This is a genomic window from Bacillus sp. HSf4, from assembly GCF_029537375.1.
GTDB classification, from domain to species: Bacteria; Bacillota; Bacilli; order Bacillales; family Bacillaceae; genus Bacillus; species Bacillus sonorensis_A.
The window spans coordinates 3,790,847-3,813,946 of record NZ_CP120679.1; the positions used below are offsets into that span (position 1 = coordinate 3,790,847).

Below are 23,100 nucleotides of genomic sequence, written 5' to 3' on the forward strand. Positions count from 1 at the left end.
AAACGGCTCAAAATGCAAAAATCCCCGTTTTTCTAAAACGGAGATTAGCATTATACTATATACCAGGCAATGCCCATTGCCCCTTCACCAAGGTGTGTGCCGATTACAGGGCCGAAGTAGCTTTTATAAAATTCGACATGAGGATATTGCTGTGACAGCTTTGCAATGATCTGATCGGCTTCCTCTTCGCGGTTGGCGTGAATCACGACCGCTCTGAGCGGTTTGCCTTTTCCGGCATCCTCGCCGAAAAGCTCATACAAACGGTTTAACGCTTTTTTTCTCGTCCGGATCTTTTCAAAAGGCACGATCAACTTATTTTCAAAATGGAGAATCGGCTTTACTTTTAAAAGGCTTCCGACAAACGCCTGAGCGCCGCTGAGCCGCCCTCCCCTTTGCAGATGGGAAAGATCGTCGACCATGAAATAAGCCCTCATCGAGATTTTCATGCGCTCCAAATGGCTGAGGATGTCTTCGGGAGCCGCCCCTTTTTCCGCCATCTCAGCCGCTTCGATCGCATAAAAGCCCTGCGCCATGCAGCTGATTTCCGAATCGAACGGATACACTTTAATATCATCAAGCATTCCGCCCGCGGATACAGCGCTGTTAAACGTTCCGCTGATTCCGCTGGAGAGATGGATGCTGATGACCGCATCATACGACGCAGCAAGCTTCTCATAGAGAGAGATCATTTCTCCGTATGCCGGCTGTGAAGTCGTCGGGAGATTTTGATGGGCTTTTACTTCTTTATAATAATCCTTCCAGCTCATATCAATCTCTTCCCTGTATGAAGCCTCGCCAAAAATAACATTGAGCGGTATCATATGAATATCATAGCGATCCCGCAGTTCTTTGGGGATATAAGCTGTACTGTCTGTTACTACTGCTGTTTTCATGAAATAAACCTTCCTTATGAAAGATACTCTTATCTATTTTAAAAGAAAAGCAGTCGTTTTTCATTATAAAATTTGATTTTCAAGAAAAAGAAAAGACCTGCCTGATGGCAAGTCCACTATTATCTCATTTCTACCCAGCCGTTTTTAATGGCCACGACGACAGCTTGAGTTCTGTCGTTTACATTCATTTTCTGCAGGATGTTGCTGACATGGTTTTTAACCGTCTTTTCGCTGATAAATAATGATTCACCGATGCCGCGGTTGCTTTTTCCGTCTGCGAGCATCTGTAAAACCTCGCATTCCCTTCTCGTCAAAATGTGAAGCGGTCTGCGAATTTCCGGATACACTTCATGCTGGGCATGCGCTGATACCCCGCTTGTTGCCAAACGCCGGAATTCGTTGACAAGATTGTGCGTAACCTTAGGGTGAAGGTAAGATCCGCCTTCAGCCACTACTTTTACGGCTTCAATCAGTGTGTCGGCATCCATTTCTTTCAGAAGATAGCCGCGTGCTCCTGTTTTTAATGCGTGTGTTACATAGTTTTCATCGTCGTGAATGGATAAAATAATAACCTTTGATTCCGGGTAAAGATCGACCAGCTGTTTTGTCGCTTCCACTCCGTTTACATTCGGCATGTTGATATCCATGATCACAACATCAGGATGATAGTGCTCGACAATGCGAGCTGCTTCATCACCGTCGTCTCCTTCGGCTACTACCTCAAAGGTAGGTTCGAAGTCCAAAATCCGTTTTACACCTTCACGGAATAACTGATGATCGTCAATAATTACAATATTTACTTTAGTCACAAGCTACGCCTCCCCATTCTCATTGTTCTATACACCGCTTTTATGGTCAATATGTCTTTTGTCTCTATTTTACAGTTACCTTTACAAAGAAAGCGGAACTTTGATCAAAATAAATGTCCCGAGACCTATTTTCGAATCTATTGTCATCGAACCTTCGAGCAAATCGACTCTCTCTTTCATGCCAAGAAGACCAAAAGATTTGTTTTTGTTGCCTTTCACTTCTTTTATATCAAAGCCTGTTCCATTGTCTTTAATGATCAGTGTCACAAAATCTTTTGTTATTTCTACTTTAACATGGATCTCTGTTGATTCGGAGTGTTTTAAGGCATTTGTGACCGCTTCCTGGGCAAGGCGGAACAGTGCCACCTCAAATCGCGGCGCAATTCGCCTGTCTTCAGATTCTCCGATGCATTGGAAATGAATTTTCGCTTTTCCATGATAATCTTCGATTGTATTCAAGTATTTTCTGAGCGTCGGAATCAATCCTAAATCATCTAAAGCCATCGGCCTTAAATCATAAATAATCCGTCTCACTTCATAAAGGGCATTGCGGACGTTTTGACGGAGGTTTTTGATTTCCTGGAAGCCTTCATCCGTTCCTTTATCCCTGAAAATGCGCTCGATCAATTCCGATCTCATTAAGACGTTGGCGAGCATTTGCGCCGGTCCGTCGTGTATTTCCCGGGAGACTCTTTTTCTTTCTTCCTCCTGCGCTTCAATGATCCGCAGTCCGAAATCCTGTTTGGCCTGCGCATCCTCCAGAAGGACGCCCACCTGGCGCAGATCTTGATTTAAATAGTTCAAGACGACAGTAATTTGGCTGACAAGCCCTTCAGAGCGCTCGATGATTTCCTGAAGGCCCAACAGCCTCCGTTCCAAATCATCGCGCTTTTCTCTCAGCTGCTTTTCCCGTTGCTGGATCATTGTCAGCTCGACTTGCAGCTTGTGCGCTTTTTCATAAGCCTCGCGAATTTCTTCTTCGCTGAATTTATGAAAGTTGCGGCTGACCTCTGACAAGCGGTTTCGGGCATGGCGCGCATGCACCTCAAGCCTGTCTCCGAGATCGATGACTTCGTTGACTTGCTGTTTAATCTGCTTCAGCTCTTCCACTAAGCCTTCGTATTGCTGACGGGACTGCTCGCCGATTTGAAAGACTTCGTCCTTGCTCCCGTCAACCGTTTTTAACATCTTCATAATGATTGAATCTAAGACTTTGGAGTCCATTTTGGAAACACTCACCCATTTTCCCTCCGTAACAGCATTGTCATGTAGTTTTATCATAATTTTCATTGAACTGAAATTCGTGTCGAATTATAATGAAAGAATGCGTATTCTGTTTTTTTTGGTTTATTTATGGTCTCTCATCCATATCTATTTAATCATAACAAAATACGCGTCAAAATTCTAAGTCTGTTCGTTATTTAAGAACATCAGCACGGATTGTCAGGAGGTAAACGGGGATGCTGCAAAGCTATCTTACTGTTTCCGGAGAAGGGACGCATGAAATCGTGATCGAAAAATCCCGGTTCATTTGTCATCTAACCCGTGTCAGTACTGAGGAAGAAGCGCAAAATTTTATTCATGATATAAAAAAACAGCATTGGAATGCGACTCATAATTGTTCCGCATATGTCATCGGTGAAAACGATCAGATTCAAAAAGCAAACGATGATGGGGAACCGAGCGGAACAGCAGGAGTTCCGATGCTTGAAGTATTAAAAAAACGCAATTTAAAAGATACATGCGCGGTCGTTACGCGCTATTTCGGCGGCATTAAACTGGGCGCCGGGGGTTTGATACGGGCTTACGGAAAATCCGTATCAGAAGGGCTGAACCATGTCGGGGTTGTCGAACGCACATTGATGCGGGTGATGCACACCACTGTCGGCTACACGTGGATCGGGAAGCTGGAAAACGAGCTTCGCGAGTCGCCGTATAAAATAAAAGACGTTCACTATGCCGATGACGTTGAGTTTGAAACATATGTAAAGGAAAACGAAAAACAGGCCTTTACTGAATGGATAACGGAATTAACAAATGGCAAGAGTGAGAATAGAGAAGGCATTCAGGTCTATCTGGAAGAAGCTTTTAATAATTAAAGGAGATTAATATATGGCTGAGCGTATAAAAGTGAGAGTGCGGAAAAAAAAGAGTAAAAAAAGAAAGCTGTTTAAACGGATGATGGTCCTGATTCTGCTCGCACTTCTTGTAATCGGCGGAGTGGGCATTTACAAGATTTTCAACACGATCTCTGCCGCAGACGACACTTACGAACAACTGGAACGGGGAGAAAAGTCAAAGCTTCGCGATGAAGTCGTCGATATTAAGAAAAAGCCTTTTTCCATTCTTTTCATGGGGATTGAAGACTATGCGACAGACGGAGACCACGGACGGTCGGACTCCCTGATTGTCGTCACGCTTGATCCTAAGCAAAAAACGATGAAAATGCTCAGTATTCCTAGGGATACGAGAGTCCAGCTGGCCAGTGACACTTCCGGTACAAAAACGAAAATTAACGCGGCCTATGCGAAAGGCGGCAAAGAAGAAACGATCGAGACGGTCGAGGATTTTCTCGGCATTCCGATCGACTATTATGCGACGGTCGATTTTGACGGCTTCAAAGAGGTCATCGACGAAATCGGCGGCATCGATGTTGACGTGCCGTTTGACTTTGACGAAAAAAGCGATGTGTCCAAATCGAAAAGAATCTACTTCAAAAAAGGCAACATGCATTTAAACGGTGAAGAAGCGCTGGCCTACGCCAGGATGAGAAAGCAGGATAAACGGGGAGACTTCGGCAGAAACGACAGGCAGAAGCAAATCCTCAAAGCGGCGCTCGATCAGATTTCCAAGCCGCAAAACCTGGCGAAAATCGATACGATCGCCCAAAAAGCAAGCAAAAATATTCAAACAAACTTCAGAATCACGCAAGCGCTCGCCCTCCAGCAAATCTACAGCGGATTTGAAGGCAATGATATTGAAACGTTAAGCATTACCGGACAAGACCTGACGCTTGCCGGCGTGTACTATTTTGAACCGGATGACCAAAACCTGGCGAACGTTCAAAGTGAACTGACCCAACACCTCTATCCGAATGCAACCGCTGATGCAAGCGAATCATCGACTGACAGCTCAGACACAACTCCCGACGGGACGGATAGTTCTGCAGATGCGTCTGTGTCGTATTAATATTCAAACTGATAAAAGACACACCTCTTGATGAGAGATTTATCAAGAGGTGTTTTTTTATGTGCGCTGCTATACCGCTCATCACAATCCGATTCTTAAAAAAAGCGCCGGTCAGCCGATATAAAAGAATGCTGAAATTATGGATAAGGAGAGATATGTTTGAAAAGAAACTTTTTTTAGTATGCGTCATTGTGCTGCTCAGCTATGTGACGGGGTATATTCCCGCATCGGCGGAGGATGCTGGTGAGGAGACGAATGGTTGGGTGGCGAAGGCGGATTTGCCTGAAGCTCGCTTCGCTGCAGCTACTGCTGTTGTTAATGGGAAAATTTATGTTTTTGGGGGATTTTCTGAAAAAAAGATGCAAACGGTATTTTATTAGCAGACAAGCAAACTTATGTTTATGATCCAAAAAGTGATACATGGACTAAAAAGGCGGATATGCCTAATATAAGATCAAGTTCATCTACAGCAGTTGTTGATGGAAAAATTTATATATTTGGAGGTTTTGATGCTCGAACCAGAACTTCTTTCCCTACATATGTATATGATCCCAAAACTGATACATGGAAAACTGCGCCATCTATGCCAAAGCCGATTGGAAGCGGGACTTCTGCAGCAGTTATCGGAAAAAAAATATACGTCATAGGTGGTCTAGATTATACAGGTGATATATATATAAATGCGAAAAATAATTACTGTTATGACACCGAAACAGAGACATGGACAAAGAAACAAAATATCCCTGTTTCTTCCTTGAAATTTGCGACAGCTGTTGTAGATGGAAAGATTTACGCAATTGGTGGGAGAAACGATGCTGGTAGTCCTCCTACTCGATCACATTTAATTAACGGGACAATTTATATGTATGATCCTAGAACTGATACATGGACCTTAAAAAAGACATGCAAAATTTAAAACTTGAGGGAACATCAGCGACAGTCCTAAATGGAAAAATCTATATTATAGGCGGAAATGTCCCGGATGGGCAAGGAACAACAAGTACACAAGTTTATAATCCATCTGATAATTCAATCAAAGACTTTAAACCATTAAAAAATGCTAGAACTAATGCTAGTACCGTAACTATTGGTAATAACCTATATGTTATCGGCGGAGCGAAAGATAGGAACAGAGCAAGTCCGTTAAAATCCGTTGAAATGTACACCCTAGATGAATCAACACCGGAAACCCCCACCACCCCGGAACCAACTCCGGATCAGTCATCAGGTGACCGCGCGTTGCTCGTCATCACCATGACGAATGGTCTTGAGAAGGAATTTGACCTGTCGATGGATGAGGTAAATGACTTTATCAGCTGGTATGATCAAAAAGACGCCGGGAGCGGGTCGTCGAAATATGCGATTGATAAGCATGACAATAACAAAGGGCCGTTTTCCAGCCGGAAGGATTATGTGATTTTCAACAATATCTTGACCTTTGAAGTAAACGAATATTCGTCTAAATAACCATTAAAAAACCTTGATTTCTTCTTTTGAAATCAAGGTTTTTTGTCAATTCCTTTTCACCATGCGCCTGTAAAACTTCGTGAACGGCTTGTACTGCTCATTGACGAGTCCGGTCACTTCGGCGATGATCTGCATGAAAAGGATCAGGCCGAAGATGATGAAGATCGACATCCAGAGCGTCGCTGTCTTTAAGAGAATAGCGCTGAGGCTGAAGACGATGCCGATTAAGTAGATGACGATCACCGCTTTTCTGTGTGACAGTCCGAAGGCCATCAGCCTGTGATGGATATGTGATTTGTCAGGTGCGGAAATCGGCTGCTTGTTTAAAATGCGCCGAATAATCGCAAAGGTCGTGTCAAAGATCGGCACCCCGAGGATGATGATCGGGATGACGACGCTGAAAAGCGTCACGCTTTTGTACAGACCCAAAAGCGACAAGACGGAGATCACATAGCCGAGAAACAGCGAGCCCGTGTCTCCCATAAATATTTTCGCGGGGTGGAAATTATAGAAGAGAAAGCCGAGCGTGCTGCCGATGACAACCAATGATAAAGAGAAAATTAAGATTTTGTCGGCGGAAAAAGCCATGATGGCAATTGTCGAAAGGCCGATCACCGATATGCCGGCTGCGAGTCCGTCCAATCCGTCGATGAGATTGATGGCGTTTGTAATGCCTACGATCCATAAAATCGTTAAAGGATAGGCGAGCCACCCTAGATCAAAGCGGATATCCCAAAACGGGATCGACAAAAACTCCATTTTCAAACCGGTGCTGACGATCAGGCAAGCCACCAGTAGTTGGACGGTGAATTTGACTTTCGCGTTTAAATTGTATTTGTCATCTATAATCCCTAACGTGACGATCATAAAAGCGCCGAGCGTGATCGCCGTTATTCTGTTTTCATAAACACCGCCGGCCATCGATCCGGTCAATACTCCTATAAAAATGGCTAAACCGCCCATACGCGGCATAATTTTATCATGTATTTTTCGATGATCCGGCTGATCGATGACACCGGATTTGAGTGCTATTCGTTTCACTAGCGGAGTGATGATTAAAACGGTTATCAGAGAGACAAAAAACGCAAGTATTGTGCGTTCATAAGACATAAAGAAGTCTCCTTTTTAATGAAGTCTGGTTCGAGTTAAGAATAGGTCATACCTTTTCATTATACAATTTCATTATTTATTATAACAAGCTCAATCTAAAAGAAACATGATAAATTAAATTCTGCCGCGGCCTATGCATGCTGGTTCAGGTTTAGTTTTCCGGTCATTTCGAAAAATAACTGATGCCAATCTTTCTCCTTGGCCGTCTTTTTGCGAAGCTCGGTCAGGGAAGGGTCATCGTGCGACATCTCCAGTTCTTCACAGGCTTTCGTAAACGCACGCATATCGCTCCCTGCGATATGACGGTAAATGTGTTCTTTCTGCACCTTTTCTGTTGAAGGCAGGTTTAAGCCGACGACAGGCTTCCCGGCCGCCAAAAATTCAAACAGTTTTAAAGGAAACACCGCATTATTATAGGGAGACGGCTTGTAAGGCATGATCCCGATATCAATCACATTCATATAAGCAGGGACTTCCGCGGGCGCCGCCGGCCCCGTCCAGATGACATTCTCCTCCTGCAGGAGCTCTTGAAACTCCGGGTCGCCGTTTGTTCCGTCAGGACCGACAAATAAAAACGTCCATTCCCGTTTCGCTCTGGCGGTTTCTTTGACGAGCCTGAAGTCGAGCTTCGGCTTAATTCCGCCGATAAAACCGAGCACGGTGCCTTCTCTGCCGTTCAATACATCCGCCTTTTGCTCATTTCGCGCAAACAGATCGTATTCGACGCCGTTTTCGATCTTAAAAACCGGCTTTTTCTCTCCCTTCAGCCGGTTCTGGACATTTTGGCGCAAATATTCGGACGTACAAAAAATCGTGTCAGCGGCATTGAGAATTCTGCTTTCAGCTTCAACAATCACCTTTCGCCTGAACGCAGCGGCAATGTTTTGTTTTCCGCTGATCGGCGCCGCCCAATGGTCGCTGCAATCATAAATGACCTGATCCCACTGATATAACGACGCGAGCAGCGGAAAGCCGGGGAATGTGTACCATAAATACACTTTTTCTCCGCGGCCTTCTGTCGTCAAATACTGTAAAAGAGGTGCGAGCTTTTTTTGATAGAAAACATCTTTATAGCGCGCAAATCTGAACACTTTTTTCTTTAAAAAATCCTTGACCGCAAATTGCTTGATGCCGTTGTTAAGCTCTGTAAATGTCTCTGAAGAAACTTCTTCTGCGGGACATACCCAGATGACTTCCTTTGTCTCCTTTTGTTCAGCCAAAAATTCCGCAAGGCGGTGCCTTCGGTATCTCAGCTGATCCTGCCCCCACTGGCCGGTCGCCACTACAACATGTCTGACTTGATCTGTTTTCACTTTCTATCACCTTTTTCCGGCGATGCCGTTATAATCTTTTCATGACCGCATTTTTCGCATAGTGGACAAAGCACCATGTCGCCTTCATCAAATGGAGGCGCTCAATTTCCCTGTACACATACCACGTTTTTTGCGCCGCCTTCCACTTGTTTCTGGAAATCGACGTGTCGACAATCCGGTATTCAGCCAATGGCTCGTTTAATCCGTACGCTTTAAATCCCCGTTTTAAAATAGACAGCCAAGTCGCTAAATCTTGCCGTGTGCGAATGTTCGGCATCTGAATGTCGCCCGTCTGCTCCCTGTCAAGCATGACCGTCAGGCAGCCGATAATCGTATTTTTTAAAACGTCGTCATAGGCGAGACTTCCGGGCGCGGCGATCGTTTTATGAAGCGGCTCGCCGTTTTGGCTGATCAGCTCGTACGCCGTAAATGTAAAGGCGTGTTGATGCTTCTGCATAAAAGCAAACTGTTTTTCCAGCTTCTCTTTTTTCCAAACATCATCGCTGTCCAAAAAAGCGACATAGCGCCCTTCCGCTTTGTTGAGGGCGGCGTTCCGCGCCGCCGCCGCTCCCTTGTTTTCCTCTAAATAAATGGCGTGGATCCGCCCGTCTTTTTCTTCATAACGCTTTAAAATATCCCTCGTTCCGTCTGTTGAGCAATCATCGGCGATGATCATTTCCCAATCGGAAAAGCTCTGATGGAGGACTGACTGAATGGTCTTCTCGATAAATGCCTCCGCATTATAGGAAGGCGTAATCACAGAGATTAAAGGTTTTTGACTCGACATGATCCTGATCCACATCCCCAATCAAAATTTTAGCGTTCTCTAAACACTTCCGGCACAACAATAATCAAAAACGACAGCGCCAAACCGATCAACACGCCGAGCACCGCTCTTTTTTTCGGCGACAAGCCGGCGGACTCGTTGTCCAAAACGGTTAAAGGCTCGATTTCCTCGGCATGCTTCAAATCAAGCTTGCTCGTTTCCAGCTCATACAAAAATCGTTGCTTATCGACCTTGGAGTCAGCGCTGACCGTTTCACCTTCAAGCGCTTTGATGTTCTTTTCGATGACTTCCTCTCTTTTTGAAAAGAGGGCTTTGTCGGCTTCCATATAAGCATTTTTGATCTTTTCCAATATGCTTAATGTTTCTTCTTTATCAGGCCCTGTATAGCTTAAGTTGAAAAGCGAATCCGTTCTGATTTCAATCGCCAGTTCATCTTTCAGCTCCGCCAGATCTTCCTCTTCCATCTCGGGGAAAATCTCTTTTAAAAACGGTTCGTTTTTCAAAAGGAGCGGAACATCTTTTGCATTGTTGTACTTCGCTTCTCCGTAGTTCCCTGTCGAGATCGTTACAGTGGCCGTGTAATCGGACGGAGCCGCCTCTCCTTTCGGCATGAAATAGCCGAACAGCCCAAGAACTAGAGGAAGCGCGATGATCAGCACAAAAAACTTTTTGATTCTGCCTGCAATACGTTTGATTAAATCATTCACATCAATTTCTCCCTGCTTTTAAATTCTATTTCGGACATCATCTAAAACGTTCGGTTTCACTCGTTCCATGTATTCTAAAGGTATTGACCGCCGCGAGAACCAACGCGAGAAACACCCAGTGGAAATACAGATTCGAGACGGAGCTCGGGCTGATGCTTGAGACAAGAAAGCTGACAAGAGCGGCGAGCAGCCCTTCTATCAGAAGCTTATAGCGGCTTGAAAGTCCTTTTTTATAAAAACGGTAAAGCACCAACATGACATACAGATACATCGTGAAATAGCCGAGCATCATCAGCACCCCGAAATTAGCCATAATCTCAACGAGCCAGTTATGCACTTCCACAACCTGGTCGGTATCAAAGAGGGCGTGATGCTCTAAATAATACGGCACATTGCCCGCGCCCACGCCAAATCCGTATGTATCAAGCACATAATGTCCGGCGTTTTTCAAAAGGTTCGCCCTGGCGACATTGGACGGCAGCGGCTCGCTGAAATCGTGCGAGGCCTGCGGGGCCAAGAAATATTCATAGAACTTATCCGTAATTTTGCCGGCAAAGAGCGCGGCAAAAGCGATGAATCCTGCGGCAGCGATGATAAGCGCCCACTTTTTTAAGATCCGGGGCAGCAAAATAAACACGTACAGCGCAAGACCGGCGATGACGCCTAAAATACTGGCTCTTGAACCGGTCAGGAAAATCAAATACACCGAACAAAACGCGAGGATCAGTCCCGCCGTCTTCAAGTAGCTGTTTTTGATGTTTTTAAAAAAAGCCAGATAAAAGAAAAAGCTGATCGACAGGAACGTCGCAAAGTCATTCTGATTGAAAAAAACCGATGTCGGGTAGTGCTGCTTATAATGCGGTCCGTTGAACAGCGTAGAGCTCGGCAGATGGTGCAATGTAAAATGGTTGTAGAATCCGATGACCATCAAGAAAATCGTCAGCGTCATCCATATGTAATAAAAAGCGAGCAGCCGGTCCAGTTTTTGAAAGTACAGGACGATCAAAAAGACAAAAAACATCCCCATCGCCAGCAGTGATAAATATTTCACGCCATCTGTAACAGACTTGACCCAAAGCAGCGAAATCATTCCATAGCAGAACCAAAAAGCAAAAAACGAGAGAATCCCTTTCACATGAACCTGTTTCCATTTTTCCAGATGGCCCCTGCCTTTCAAGATGTCCATGACAAACCAGAAGCCTGCCAGGATCAAGAGAATCCGGTATGGGAACAGACTGAAAAATCCGAGCTTGATCGTAAAAAACGCATTGTTGGCAAACGTTGCCGAGATCAATAGATACAAGATGGGCATCATGATCTGTTCGGTTGACAAATATGGTCTGAGCACTGCAAATACAGCCAGCGCGATCAAAAACAGAAAGACAAACAATATTTTCTTTGTGCTTGTTTGAGCCAATAAATTCGTTAATGCTAAGCCTGCGGCCAAAGCGGCGAGCCAAACCAGAACATTGGCCGCGGAACGTTTCAGACTCATCAATTCCCCCTCCTTCCGCGTGTTTTCTGGAAAAGGGCTGCCGGCATGAGCCAGCAGCCAGTTGTTTTTAAGTATTCATCTCTTTTTTATAAAAGGAAATGGTCTTTTCCAGTCCTTCACTGAGCGGCATTTTCGGTTCCCAGTTCAAGATTTGTTTTGTTTCTTCATTGCTCAGTGTGCTGTGGCGGATATCTCCAGGTCTTTCATCCTGATAGATCGGAGAAAGCGTTGATTTCGTCGCCTTTTTCATCTCGGCAAACAGCTCATTGACCGTAATGGAAAAGCCGTTTGACACATTTAAACAAACGTTTGATTGAGCTTTGAGCGCTTTGACATTGGCGCTGGCCACATCGCCGACATAGATGAAGTCGCGGGACTGTTCACCATCTCCAAAGATCACCGGAGCTGTTCCGCTTGTTAACAGGTCGGAGAAAATCGAGACGACTCCGCCCTCTCCTTTCGCATCTTGGCGCGGTCCGTACACGTTGCTGTACCGCAGCACACAGAACTCGATTCCGTAAAGGTCATAGGCCAGCTTCAAATAGTTTTCTACCGTAAGCTTTGTCAAACCGTAAGGCGATCCCGGGTTTGTGTTGTGACGGGTGTCGACAGGCAAATAATCCGGATTTCCGTAAACGGCGGCGGAAGACGCGAAGATGATTTTTCTTGCACCGCATTCGCTCGCTGCCTTGATGACGTGGAGCGAGCCTCTAATATTGATATTTTCATCGTTCAAAAAATCTTTGACAGACTCCCCCACGCTCACCTGTGCCGCTAAATGAATAATATAATCAGGATTAATGCTTTTGATCACTTCTATGACTTCCGGGTTTGTAATATCCTCGTGGTGAAAGTCGATCGGAAGTCCTTCGATATTCGAGCGGTGACCCGTTGATAAATTATCGAGAATCGATACTTGATAGTTTTCTTTCAGAAGCTGTTCCGCTATATGCGAGCCGATAAATCCGCATCCGCCTGTCACTAGTACTTTTTCCATGTTGATAACACCCCGCGTTTATACTTTTGTTAAAATCTTCTCTCCCTGTACATGAGGGCGGCCGATTGAATGATAGATAAAGCCTTCCCTTTTCATATCCTCGAGCTGGAACAAATTGCGTCCGTCAATCAGGACCGGCCGGTTTAAATATGATTTTAGCTTCTTTATATCCATATGCTTCACCTGCGGCCAATCTGTTAAAATTAGGCACGCATCCGTATCTTTTACCGTCTCGAACAAATCATTGCTGTAAACGGCTTGATCGCCGAGCAGGCGCTCCGCTTCCGGAACCGCGATCGGGTCGTATGCTTTGACCTCAGCGCCGAGACTTCGCAGCATCGGAATGACATCCAGTGCAGGCGCTGACCGCATATCATTTGTATTCGGTTTGAACGCCAATCCGAGAACCGAAACTGTCATGCCGTTCAGATCGCCAAACACGTCAAGCAGCTTTCCGACAATGTGGGCCCGCTGTTTTTGATTCGTCTCAATCACGGCTTCGATCATTTTAAACGGGTAGCCGACAGACTTGGCGATATGCAAAAGCGCCATCGTATCCTTCGGAAAGCAAGAGCCCCCAAAGCCGATCCCGGCTTTTAAAAATTTCCCGCCGATTCTGCTGTCGAGTCCGACACCTTCGGAAACCTTTGCGACATCGGCGCCGACTCTTTCGCAAATGTTCGCAATATCATTAATGAACGAAATCTTCGTGGCTAAAAACGCGTTGGCCGCGTATTTAATCATTTCTGCACTTTCAAGGTTTGTTTTCACAACCGTCGTTTGAAACGGTTCATGAAGCTCTTCAATGATCGCCGCAGCTTTTTCGCTCGTGGCGCCGATCACCGCTCTTTCCATATTCATCGTGTCAAAAATGGCCGTTCCTTCGCGAAGAAACTCGGGATTCGAGACGACATCAAACGGGTATTTGCCTCCTGAGGCCTTCTCGATAATCGATTGAACGAGCTTTCCTGTTCCAACCGGAACAGTGCTCTTGTTCACAATGATTTTATAGCCGTTCAAATGGCTTCCGATCGTTTCGGCGACGGATTTTACATACGTCAGGTCAGCTTCTCCGCTTTCTGACATCGGCGTCCCGACAGCTATATAGATAATGTCTGATTGTTTTATCGCCTTGGGAATGTCCGTTGAAAAGAACAAACGGTTTTCATTTACGTTTTGCTCAACTAGTTCTTGCAGTCCGTTTTCGTAGATTGGCATGATACCGGCTGATAGCCCTCTGATTTTTTCAGCATCTATATCACAGCAGACAACCGAATTTCCCACCTCGGCAAAACAAGTTCCAGATACCAGCCCAACATATCCTGTTCCAATGACAGCGATCCTTTTCAATATCATCATTCCCTTCTTTAAGCTAACCCTTCAATCCAATAGCTTTTTTTAGGCGATGATTTTTATCTCTGTTTATAAAAATCAAGTCTCTCTAGATTTCATCTTGGACCTAAACCTGCGGCTTTAAACAGGTCCTTTTGACATTTCACCCCGGTCCGCCGGGTACTTCCGCGCCTTTTTTTAGATCGCGCACGATCCTTTCATATCTCTCTTTCAGCGCTTTTGCGTTTTGGTTTGCATCATAATGTTCATACACCTTCTGATAGAGCTCGTCAGCGATATCCGCCCGCCATTTGCCGCCTTCGACATAATCGGTGACCGCGGCTTTCAATTCGGAGACGGAACCCGGCTTCACAAGGAGATGGCGATGCTTTCCGAACAAAGCCGGGACACCGCCGACCGCTGTGCAGACAACCGGCACTTTCAGAGCCAGCGCTTCAATGACAACGGTCGGCATCCCTTCCGAATAGGAAGGAAGGACAAACAGGTCTGATGCGGCAAGGTATTCGGATATTTGCTGATTGGCCACCTGCCCCGTCAATATCGCCTGGCCGCCGGCTTTTTGCCGGATCCGCTCTTTTTCCGGCCCGTCGCCGACAAACACCGCCGCATAGCTGTCATCAAGCTGCCGGACGGCCTCTGCCAGCTCAGCCACTCCCTTTCCCTTGACCAAACGGCCGACGAAGGTCAGCAGCTTTTTATCTTTCGGCAAGCCGTATTTCTCCCTCAGTTCGGCTTTTGAAGCGGAGGGCTTTTGAAACCGGTCAAGACTGACCCCGATCGGAAGCACAGCGCTTTCGACACCTGTCATCTCTTTTGTTTTGTCTTTCAGCATATCGCTGACCGCCAATACATCGGAAGCCGAGCGAACGGCTCTTTCAAATGCTTTGAAGGCCCCTTTGCTGTAATGCGGGTAAACATTGACGTCGCTCCCGTGCAGTGTCAGCGCATAAGGGATGTTGAGCCTTTCTGAGACGACGGCGGCGGCGCCTCCCGACGGCATCGCGAAATGGGCATGGATCATGTCGGGGGCCAGCCGGTGCTTGCCGATTGTCCGCAAAACGGCTTCGGCTATCCGGCGGTGCGGCTGGGCCCATTTCAGCTGGCCGGGCAGCGCAGTGTATGGCGGCCTGTAGACCGGAATTCCCTTTCTTTCTTCATATTCCGGAGATGAACGGATGCGCCGGTATTTTTTTTTCAGAAGCCTGAGAGGCCCGGGATTCACAGGCAAAGGACAAATGACGGTGACATCGATTCCGAGCATCCGCAGCGCCTGTACCTGTGTCTCATGAAAAACGCCTTCCCCCGGTTTTTGACCGCTGGGATAAACACTGGTAATCCAAAGTACCTTCAACATTAAACGCCCTTTCTGCTTTGAAACTGGGCTCTTACCGCCCCTTGATAAAACTTGCCGACCAGCAGGCTGTATACAATTCCGCTGATGACGACGGAAACCGACAGCTGAAGCATGGCTCCGGGCAAAAGGTGTCTTGTTCCCGCGCTCAAGCCCAGAGCCAGGGCTGCCATTAAGGCCGTCAGCGCCAACGGTTTGCCAATCGTCTTAAAGTATTCGCCAAACTTAAGCTGGATCACATATTTGAGCAGCCATCTGCCGATCAAGAAATTGATCAGACTAATCGCAGCATACGTCCAGGCGGTCAGCACCAAGTCATTCGTCAGCACCGCAGCATATAGAGACAGTCCGTAAAGGAGCATAATCCCGCTGTCCCAATAAAAGGCAAGATCCGCTCTCCCCTTCGCCAATAAAACCGATCCGTTCGGATTCATCAGCACCCTGAGCAAGCCGACAATCGCCAGAATGTTAAGCACAGGGACGGCCTGCAGCCATTTTTCTCCGAAGACGACCTCGATAAACAGATCGGAAACGGTGGTCAGCCCGATCAGCAGCGGGAAGGAAACAAGTGCGAGAAGCTTTGTCATATTTAAAAAGCCTTCGCGCAGAGTTCCGTTGTCCCGCTGATTTTTTGAGAAGACAGGAAATGCAACCTTTGTAATAATCGGATTGATTTTCAACACGGGAATCGTGATAATCTGGTAGGCCAGGTTATAGATTCCCAAAGCTTCAGCGCCGAGAAAACGGCCGATCAAAATCATATCAATGTTGGCGCCGAGCCTGTTGACAAGGCGTGAAGCAAGCTGGAAAGCGCCAAACGAGAAAAAACCGCTGACTTCCCGTACCGCAAAAACAAATGAAGGACGCCATTTTTTTAAATATACAGCAAAAAATAGGATCCCTTTAAAGGAATTGAGAAAAACTTGTGACAAAGCATAGGCGATAATCGGGTCCGTCAGAACCATAAGGACGAGCAGGAGCACAAACGACGCTATCGCGGCACCGGCTTCAATTTTGCTCAGCACATTGAATTTCAAATCCTTCTGCAGCAAATATTGATGCTGTTGTCCGACCGGCGCGATTAAGAACATCACCGCCAAAATCCGGATGAGCAGCACAAGTTCGTCCCGCTGATAAAAATCAGCAATCACCGGACTTAAGAAAAAAAGGCCGATAAACAAAAGGAAGCCCGTTATGATATTGAGCCAATACAAAGTCGACAATTGGCGTTCACTGATGTCTTCCTTTTGAATTAAAGCGGCCCCGAATCCCATATCAAGCACAATTTGCGTAAAAACCGTGACCGTTGTCAGCATCCCGACGAGCCCGAATTCGGTGATCGTCATTATATTGCCAAGCAGTGCAAACTGTACAATCTGGACAGCCGTGACAATCAAAGTGGACAGGCTTGTCCATTTTGCACCGCTTAAGATTTGTTTTGTAATGGTTGACATAGCATATTCCTAACTTCCTTGTATTATCTGGCTCCCTCACCAGTCAATACTACTTTAATCGTTTTGACCATGACCTTCAAATCGAGAAGAAATGTCAAATTTCGAATATAATACAGATCATGCACAAGCTTTTCCCTCGGACTGATGTCATATCCGCCATTGACTTGTGCCAGCCCCGTTAACCCAGGCTTTACAATTAAGCGGTTTTTAAATCCCGGAATCTCATGGTGGAACTGAGCGGTAAACATCGGCCGTTCCGGCCTTGGTCCGACAAGGCTCATGTCTCCGGCCAGCACATTGATCAGCTGCGGCAGTTCGTCAATCCTTGTTCTTCTGATAAACGCCCCGACCGCTGTGACCCGCGGATCATCCTTCTGGGCCCATTTGGCCCCGGATTTTTCGGCATCGATTCTCATCGAGCGCAATTTGATCAGCTTAAAATGCTTGCCGTCTTTTCCGACGCGTTCCTGGCGGTAAAAAGGCGAGCCGGGAGTTTCTATAGAAATCAAAATACAGAATAGCAGGATCACCGGCAGTGTAATGGCGAGACCGATGAGTGATAGGACGATATCCATTGCCCGTTTTATATTCAAATACCGTACTGCTTTTTCAGATAGAGCACAAGAATAGATCTGCTGGCTTGAGTATTCATTATACATTCTTAAGCTTTTGTCCATACTCACTGACATACACCTCACGATTGGTTTGGTTCTTTGTGATCTCTGCGTCAGTGTAGCATATGAACGTAAACCCATTGTAAAGGGCTTGTTAAAGAATATTAATTGTGTGATTTTTTGATAAATTTGTTTAATTTTCTTTAACCATCGACCGCCTCCGCTCCTTTTTGTTGAATTAATGGAATAATCATACTATATTTTCAGGAAGAACGAAAATGAAAGAAGACACAAAAAAGGATAAGCCAACATCGGCTTATCCTGGATCATCTGGATTAATAGTAGGCAACAATTCCGTCATAAATCGCTTTTGCGCCCTTTTCCTTATAAGTGGAGCTTTTTAGCTTGGTTGCATCACTTATATTCGTAAGAAATGCAAGCTCAACAAGACTGCTCGGCATCTTTGATTCCCTAATGACGTGGAAATTACCGATTTTTACTCCGCGGTTTTTCGTATTGAGCGCGACATAAAGGCGGTTTTGAATTTCGGTCGCCAGCCTTTTGCTGTTTGCCGATTCATACGTTGTATAGTAATAGGTTTCGGTTCCTGTTGCTGAAGGTGTGGCCGAGTTAGCATGGATGCTGACAAACAGATCGGCGTTGTTTGACTGCGCCTTTGATACCCGATCTGAAAGGGTCAGATACACGTCGGTCGTTCTGGACATGATCGGCAGTGCCCCGCCATTTGACAGTTTCGTATTGACCAGTTTTGCCACGTCAAGATTCACGTTTTTCTCATATAAACCGTTTGCGACAGCACCGCTGTCATATCCTCCATGCCCTGCATCGATAAAGATTTTTTTGCCGACAATCGGATTTTTCAGCTGTGAGACGACATTTGATTTAACGGAAATCGTTCCGCCAAGCACGGTAAATGTCGTCATATCGCTATTGCCGATCGCTTTTCTTGTTGGTGTCGGCAAAGATCCGGCATCAGTGAACAGCATTGGACGGTTTTGCTTTGCGGCCAGAACTGAGCCTGCCAACGCGTCGGCATAAGTGTAACCGTTGCTGATAACCGCAGCTTTAGCAGAGGAATAGTATTTCTTTGCAATATTTTGCGCGACTTCAAAACGGCTGCTTCCTCCTATTCTCGTAGGAGAAGGAAGCTGACTGTAAACCGATTTTGAGACGCTGATTTCTCCTCCGACGACAATCGTGGATGTTGTTCCTTTGCTTTTCATCGCATCCTTTGTCGGTGTCGGAATAGAGCTTGATGTCGTTAAAAGGATCGGAATTCCATTTCTCGCCGCATAGGCGCCGATCGCCATACTGTCAGCATAAGCTTTTCCGTTTGCGATGACCGCTTTAGAAGTGCCCGACAGCTTTTTAGCGATATTTTCCGCTACTTCATAACGACTTGCACCGCCGATCCGTTCTACAGTTGACACACCGAGACTCTTGATTTGATTGACAACGGTATTGCTGACGCTGATCGTTCCTCCGATGACAATCACCTTGCTCGGCTTCAGCTGGCTGATTCTATTTTTTGTGGGAGTTGTCAAATTGGACGATTCCGTTAATAGAATAGGAGCATTATTTTTGTAAGCTAAAGGAGTGGCCGAGAGAACGTCTGCATAAGCTTTTCCATTTGCCACAACCACTGTACTCGCGCTGCTCCATCCTTGCTTTGAGACATTGACAGCTACTTCATAGCGGCTCGCGCCGTCCAATCTTGTGACTGAATTGGCCGCGAACGCATTTGGTACAAACATGATAAGCCCCAACACAATGATTGGCAAGCTTCTTAGTAAAACCCGCAAAGATATCTCCTCCAAGTTAACAATTATTGTCATCTCCCCAAAAACGAACAGAGGAGGCACGGCGGCCTCCTTCTCCCTACCATTCTATTAATAAGAAGATAGAGTTGTTCCCGGGTAATAAAAATTCAAAATCGTTTTGTAGCTTTGTCCGGCGGCAGCTCTGGCGTTAGCTCCGTACTGGCTCATGCCGATACCGTGCCCATACCCTTTTCCGCTGAGAATAAATGCGCTTGAATTGCTCGACACAGAAGCATATGTACTCTTCATATTGCTTCCTCCAAGCATCGATCTCAACTGTGTCGTTGTCACGGTAATCGTCGCCGATTTTTCCGCCAGACTTCCGCTGGAAAGAACATAGCCGTTTGATTTTTCTTTAACAAAGTAAGAAAACTTCACCGTTGCTGTCTTCGGTCTTTGGCCGGCAGTTTTTTCACTGCTTAGCGTCACGCTTGAAATTTTCGTGACTTTTATCGATTCAGCGCTGGTGTATTTATTTTTAATAAACCAGCTTTTCAAACCGGATAAATAGGCGGAGTTTGTTTCATTTGTGCTGTTCCACCATGTGTCCGGACTTTTCAAATTTAAGCTGCTCTTGTTAAGCTGCGTCTTATTCAGTGACATCGACCAGCTGTTCTGGGGATCATATGTATCCTTTTTCGCAGGTAAATAAGGAACTTGACTGCTCCATACTTCACCGCTCGCTTCTGTATATCCCCCGTTGCTCGATGAATAAACGGCTGAAATTAAGCTGCCGTTGTATTTTAGAACTTGGCCTTTTGTCGCATTGACAATGCTGGATGTCTTTGAATTCCAGTCATATCCTCCGTATACCTGAAAAGCCTGTGTATCGGCCACTGTTGTGCCAGTTGATCTGACTGAGTAGGTTCTTGCTGCTACCGCCTGAGCTTTGAGCGCTTCCGTATTCCAGCTGGCCGGCATTTCATGAGGGACAACACCTTTTAAATAATCTTCAAACGGAATATCAACATTGACCGGGCGAACGTATTTGCTTGATTCAATGGTGAACTTCATATTGCCCAGGTAAGGCCTTCCGTTGATGCTGATGGAATTTGAGGTCGAATATTTCTTCGGTTCCGCCGTAAAAGATGTCCCCAGTGTTTTTACAGCTTTATTGTTTTGGTAAAGCACAAGCTTTCCGCTTGATACATTGACCGAATAACCGGCCCCGGCAAACGTATCCGCCAATTTATTTTTCAACGTATCCGTAATAGAGATCGTCCCGCCCAGCAGCGCAAAAGAATTGGTGCCTTTTTCAGCCAGCACATCACTAACCGGCGATGGCAGGCTGTTCGATTCGACAAGTAGCAGCGGACTTCCCTGCTTGGCTGCCAGAACCGATCCCGCCAAGGCATCTGCGAACGTCGATCCGTTTGAAATAAATACTTTTGAAGCTTTCATATTCAGCTGTTTCACGATATTGGCGGATACCTGGTATCTGGAAACTCCGCCGATCCGTGTGACAGACGCTTGTTTCTTCAGCGTGTTTTCGACGCCCGTACTGACACTCAACGGACCGCCGACAATCGTTACTTTGCTCGGGATCTTATAATCGCTGCGGATGTTATCATCCCCGGCAAGCAATATCGGATATCCGTTCATTGCCGCATATGGCGCAATGGATAAAGCATCTGTGAAAACCATTCCCGTTGCGACGACCGCCTGGCTGTAATTGCCCATCCGGTTCGCTATGTTTCTTGATACCTCATAGCGGGTCGCTCCGCCGATGCGGTTGATCGATCCATATTTTTTCAGCGTGTTTTCGACATTTTTAGATACGCTGATCGTTCCCCCGATAATTAAAATATTGTCGGGTTTGAGTTTAGCAATCTCGCTTTCTGTCTTGGGTGTCAATGAATCTGCGTCCGTCAGCAAAATCGGTGCATCGTATTTTTTTGCAAGCGGTGTTGCAGAGAGAGCATCGGCAAATGCGTCCCGATTGACGATGACGACCGTGCTCGGATTCGTCCACCCCGCTGATGCCACGTTATTTGCGACATCAAACCGGGTCGTTCCTCCATACCGCTCCGTGGCGGAAAGTCTTGAGCCCGGTATCTCGTATGCACCGGAAATATCGACGTCAATGCTTGATTTGTTGCCTAAATAATTGCTTAGTTTCACCGAAATCTTTTTGTCGGCAGCCTGAGCGGTTTGAGTAAACAGCAAAGCCGAGGCTGCGACTGACGACAGAAGCAAAAGCTTCATTTTTTTCAAAACGTTAAGAACCCCCCTGATGCATTATTGCTTATTTGGTTTCGATGCTTTTCAGCTCCAAAACGCCATTTTCATCTTTTGTATACTGAACTTCGACTGATTTGCCTTCTCCAATGGAGTTGACTTTCTCCTGGAGATCTTCTCCTACCTGAAACGATGTCTCTTTTCCATCAATGGTCACTGCAATCGTATGGCTGTCAGCGAGCCCCGCAAATGAACCTTCTTTTGTAATGGTTTCTTCAGATGCCGCATTCTTATTGGTCGAGTTTGACTTGTCCTCTGTTGATTGTTCAGCGGTACCGCAAGCTGCCAATAAAAGCAGCATTGTAAGTGTTAGAACTATGAGTTTTTTCATCTTCTTCACCTCTCCTTTTCTATCGACAAATTCCAACAGATTCTTTAATTATAACGAAAAATTTCATAGATTCATCGGTTTTTTTGCAACTTTTTTAAAAGACTTACGTCTATTCAAAGGGTTACGTATAAATTTTTTTGTTGTTTTCAAATTTTAAGAAACTTATAATCAAAGTAGACTATAAAAAAGGTGAGGACTATATGAGAGCTGAAAAAAGGAAGAAAAAGAGAAAGATTTTATATACAATCATTGCTTTGATTGCTGTTTTTGTTCTTTCTACAGGAGGTTATGCCTATTATTTATGGAACAAAGCGGCATCTACTGTTGCAAGTATTCATGAAAGTATCGATAAATCGAAAAAGCGGGAGCAGAATGTGAGTATCGACAACAACGACCCGTTTTCGGTTTTAATCATGGGCGTCGATGAACGCAAAAATGATAAAGGCCGGGCTGATTCCCTCATCTATATGACCGTCAATGCGAAAACAAAAACAACGGAGATGGTCAGCATCCCGCGCGATACGTATACGGAGATTGTCGGCAAAGGAACACACGATAAAATCAACCATTCATACGCATTCGGCGGCGTACAGATGACGGTCGACACGGTCGAGAACTTCCTCGATGTTCCCGTCGATTACTTCATCAAAGTCAATATGGAAAGCTTTAGAGACGTCGTCGATACGCTTGGCGGAATTACGGTTAACAGTACATTCGCGTTCAGCTATGACGGATATTCATTCAGCAAAGGCAAAATCTCCTTGAACGGGAACGAGGCTCTTGCCTATACACGAATGAGAAAACAGGATCCGAAGGGCGATTTTGGCCGTCAGAACAGACAGCGGCAAGTGATTGAAGGAATCATCAACAAAGGCGCCAATATTTCTTCCATTACAAAATTTAGCGACATGTTCAACGTAGTTGAAAAAAATGTGAAAACCAATCTCACTTTTGATGATATGTGGGATATCCAATCAGGCTATAAAGACGCCCGGACAAATGTCGTTCAGCATGAACTTAAAGGCAGCGGAACAAAAATGAACGGGATCTATTATTACAAGACCGACGAAAGCTCACTGTCAGACATCACAGCCGAACTGAAACAAAGCCTTGATTTAAAAAGCTAGACACAAGAAAAAAGAAGCTTCCTA

At 45.6% G+C, this 23,100-nt stretch carries 22 protein-coding genes and 1 pseudogene; 7 read left to right on the plus strand and 16 right to left on the minus strand.

Annotation, left to right across the window (positions count from 1 at the left end):
• Positions 1-50: 50 nt before the first annotated feature.
• The 3 genes from P3X63_RS19695 to degS form a co-directional block, all read right to left on the minus strand.
• Positions 51-893, minus strand: a complete 843-nt coding sequence (locus tag P3X63_RS19695; protein ID WP_277691722.1) for a DegV family protein — start codon at positions 891-893, stop codon at positions 51-53.
• A 119-nt stretch (positions 894-1,012) separates the two neighbouring features.
• Positions 1,013-1,702 (minus strand): two-component system response regulator DegU, encoded by a 690-nt coding sequence (degU, locus tag P3X63_RS19700; protein WP_026588947.1) that lies wholly within the window; start codon positions 1,700-1,702, stop codon positions 1,013-1,015.
• 81 nt (positions 1,703-1,783) lie between these two features.
• On the minus strand, positions 1,784-2,941 hold the full coding sequence (gene degS / locus P3X63_RS19705; protein WP_026588948.1) for a two-component sensor histidine kinase DegS: 1,158 nt from the start codon (positions 2,939-2,941) through the stop codon (positions 1,784-1,786).
• Between the two features lie 221 nt (positions 2,942-3,162).
• Between degS and P3X63_RS19710 the strand changes: the two genes are divergently transcribed.
• The 6 genes and pseudogenes from P3X63_RS19710 (at position 3,163) to P3X63_RS19735 (ending at position 6,358) form a co-directional block, all read left to right on the plus strand.
• Entirely contained in the window at positions 3,163-3,801 is a 639-nt protein-coding gene (locus P3X63_RS19710; protein ID WP_026588949.1) for a YigZ family protein, read from the plus strand.
• Between the two features lie 13 nt (positions 3,802-3,814).
• Positions 3,815-4,891, plus strand: a complete 1,077-nt coding sequence (locus tag P3X63_RS19715; RefSeq protein WP_026588950.1) for an LCP family protein — start codon at positions 3,815-3,817, stop codon at positions 4,889-4,891.
• A 155-nt stretch (positions 4,892-5,046) separates the two neighbouring features.
• Positions 5,047-5,271: a hypothetical protein gene (locus P3X63_RS19720; protein ID WP_277691723.1), complete on the plus strand. Its 225-nt coding sequence runs from the start codon at positions 5,047-5,049 to the stop codon at positions 5,269-5,271.
• Complete coding sequence (locus tag P3X63_RS19725) at positions 5,262-5,807, plus strand: Kelch repeat-containing protein (protein WP_277692948.1); 546 nt, start codon at positions 5,262-5,264, stop codon at positions 5,805-5,807. The genes P3X63_RS19720 and P3X63_RS19725 overlap by 10 nt, the downstream gene beginning before the upstream one ends.
• Positions 5,795-5,908: pseudogene (locus P3X63_RS19730) on the plus strand (hypothetical protein); the annotation flags it as partial. The gene P3X63_RS19725 and the pseudogene P3X63_RS19730, both read left to right, overlap by 13 nt.
• 15 nt (positions 5,909-5,923) lie before the next feature.
• Positions 5,924-6,358 (plus strand): Kelch repeat-containing protein, encoded by a 435-nt coding sequence (locus tag P3X63_RS19735; RefSeq protein ID WP_277692949.1) that lies wholly within the window; start codon positions 5,924-5,926, stop codon positions 6,356-6,358.
• Between the two features lie 45 nt (positions 6,359-6,403).
• Here P3X63_RS19735 and P3X63_RS19740 read toward each other — a convergent pair whose 3' ends face one another.
• The 13 genes from P3X63_RS19740 to P3X63_RS19800 form a co-directional block, all read right to left on the minus strand.
• Positions 6,404-7,468 (minus strand): glycosyltransferase family 4 protein, encoded by a 1,065-nt coding sequence (locus tag P3X63_RS19740; RefSeq protein WP_026588952.1) that lies wholly within the window; start codon positions 7,466-7,468, stop codon positions 6,404-6,406.
• A gap of 131 nt (positions 7,469-7,599) precedes the next feature.
• Entirely contained in the window at positions 7,600-8,781 is a 1,182-nt protein-coding gene (gene tuaH, locus P3X63_RS19745; RefSeq protein WP_277691724.1) for a teichuronic acid biosynthesis protein TuaH, read from the minus strand.
• Between the two features lie 28 nt (positions 8,782-8,809).
• Entirely contained in the window at positions 8,810-9,568 is a 759-nt protein-coding gene (tuaG, locus tag P3X63_RS19750) for a teichuronic acid biosynthesis protein TuaG (RefSeq protein WP_026588954.1), read from the minus strand.
• A gap of 29 nt (positions 9,569-9,597) precedes the next feature.
• A complete protein-coding gene (tuaF, locus tag P3X63_RS19755; RefSeq protein WP_026588955.1) occupies positions 9,598-10,275 on the minus strand; it encodes a teichuronic acid biosynthesis protein TuaF in 678 nt (225 codons plus the stop codon).
• A 37-nt stretch (positions 10,276-10,312) separates the two neighbouring features.
• Positions 10,313-11,770, minus strand: a complete 1,458-nt coding sequence (gene tuaE / locus P3X63_RS19760) for a teichuronic acid biosynthesis protein TuaE (RefSeq protein WP_026588956.1) — start codon at positions 11,768-11,770, stop codon at positions 10,313-10,315.
• 67 nt (positions 11,771-11,837) lie between these two features.
• Positions 11,838-12,767 carry an NAD-dependent epimerase/dehydratase family protein gene (locus P3X63_RS19765; RefSeq protein WP_026588957.1) on the minus strand — a complete coding sequence of 310 codons (930 nt, stop codon included), beginning with the start codon at positions 12,765-12,767 and terminating at the stop codon, positions 11,838-11,840.
• Between the two features lie 18 nt (positions 12,768-12,785).
• Positions 12,786-14,117 (minus strand): UDP-glucose 6-dehydrogenase TuaD, encoded by a 1,332-nt coding sequence (gene tuaD / locus P3X63_RS19770; protein WP_142246088.1) that lies wholly within the window; start codon positions 14,115-14,117, stop codon positions 12,786-12,788.
• A 145-nt stretch (positions 14,118-14,262) separates the two neighbouring features.
• Positions 14,263-15,471, minus strand: coding sequence for a teichuronic acid biosynthesis protein TuaC (gene tuaC / locus P3X63_RS19775; RefSeq protein WP_077736153.1), 1,209 nt, complete (start codon positions 15,469-15,471; stop codon positions 14,263-14,265).
• Positions 15,472-15,473: 2 nt separating this feature from the next.
• Positions 15,474-16,925 carry a teichuronic acid biosynthesis protein TuaB gene (tuaB, locus tag P3X63_RS19780; protein WP_026588960.1) on the minus strand — a complete coding sequence of 484 codons (1,452 nt, stop codon included), beginning with the start codon at positions 16,923-16,925 and terminating at the stop codon, positions 15,474-15,476.
• Positions 16,926-16,948: 23 nt separating this feature from the next.
• On the minus strand, positions 16,949-17,782 hold the full coding sequence (locus P3X63_RS19785; protein WP_347176598.1) for a sugar transferase: 834 nt from the start codon (positions 17,780-17,782) through the stop codon (positions 16,949-16,951).
• A 92-nt stretch (positions 17,783-17,874) separates the two neighbouring features.
• Entirely contained in the window at positions 17,875-19,362 is a 1,488-nt protein-coding gene (locus P3X63_RS19790) for an N-acetylmuramoyl-L-alanine amidase (RefSeq protein WP_277691725.1), read from the minus strand.
• Between the two features lie 87 nt (positions 19,363-19,449).
• Positions 19,450-21,594 carry a SpoIID/LytB domain-containing protein gene (locus tag P3X63_RS19795; RefSeq protein WP_277691726.1) on the minus strand — a complete coding sequence of 715 codons (2,145 nt, stop codon included), beginning with the start codon at positions 21,592-21,594 and terminating at the stop codon, positions 19,450-19,452.
• Positions 21,595-21,625: 31 nt separating this feature from the next.
• Positions 21,626-21,949 (minus strand): hypothetical protein, encoded by a 324-nt coding sequence (locus tag P3X63_RS19800; RefSeq protein WP_277691727.1) that lies wholly within the window; start codon positions 21,947-21,949, stop codon positions 21,626-21,628.
• A gap of 200 nt (positions 21,950-22,149) precedes the next feature.
• On the opposite strand from P3X63_RS19800, the gene tagU reads away from it, so the two are divergent.
• Complete coding sequence (gene tagU / locus P3X63_RS19805; RefSeq protein ID WP_277691728.1) at positions 22,150-23,076, plus strand: polyisoprenyl-teichoic acid--peptidoglycan teichoic acid transferase TagU; 927 nt, start codon at positions 22,150-22,152, stop codon at positions 23,074-23,076.
• Positions 23,077-23,100: the final 24 nt, after the last annotated feature.

Excerpts from the sequence above, each read along its gene's own strand:
- P3X63_RS19695 (WP_277691722.1), bottom strand. The coding sequence starts at position 893 with ATGAAAACAGCAGTAGTAACAGACAGTACAGCTTATATCCCCAAAGAA.
- P3X63_RS19710 (WP_026588949.1), top strand. The coding sequence starts at position 3,163 with ATGCTGCAAAGCTATCTTACTGTTTCCGGAGAAGGGACGCATGAAATC.
- P3X63_RS19715 (WP_026588950.1), top strand. The coding sequence starts at position 3,815 with ATGGCTGAGCGTATAAAAGTGAGAGTGCGGAAAAAAAAGAGTAAAAAA.
- P3X63_RS19720 (WP_277691723.1), top strand. The coding sequence starts at position 5,047 with ATGTTTGAAAAGAAACTTTTTTTAGTATGCGTCATTGTGCTGCTCAGC.
- P3X63_RS19740 (WP_026588952.1), bottom strand. The coding sequence starts at position 7,468 with ATGTCTTATGAACGCACAATACTTGCGTTTTTTGTCTCTCTGATAACC.
- tuaG (WP_026588954.1), bottom strand. The coding sequence starts at position 9,568 with ATGTCGAGTCAAAAACCTTTAATCTCTGTGATTACGCCTTCCTATAAT.
- tuaE (WP_026588956.1), bottom strand. The coding sequence starts at position 11,770 with ATGAGTCTGAAACGTTCCGCGGCCAATGTTCTGGTTTGGCTCGCCGCT.
- P3X63_RS19765 (WP_026588957.1), bottom strand. The coding sequence starts at position 12,767 with ATGGAAAAAGTACTAGTGACAGGCGGATGCGGATTTATCGGCTCGCAT.
- tuaB (WP_026588960.1), bottom strand. The coding sequence starts at position 16,925 with ATGTCAACCATTACAAAACAAATCTTAAGCGGTGCAAAATGGACAAGC.
- P3X63_RS19800 (WP_277691727.1), bottom strand. The coding sequence starts at position 21,949 with ATGAAAAAACTCATAGTTCTAACACTTACAATGCTGCTTTTATTGGCA.
- tagU (WP_277691728.1), top strand. The coding sequence starts at position 22,150 with ATGAGAGCTGAAAAAAGGAAGAAAAAGAGAAAGATTTTATATACAATC.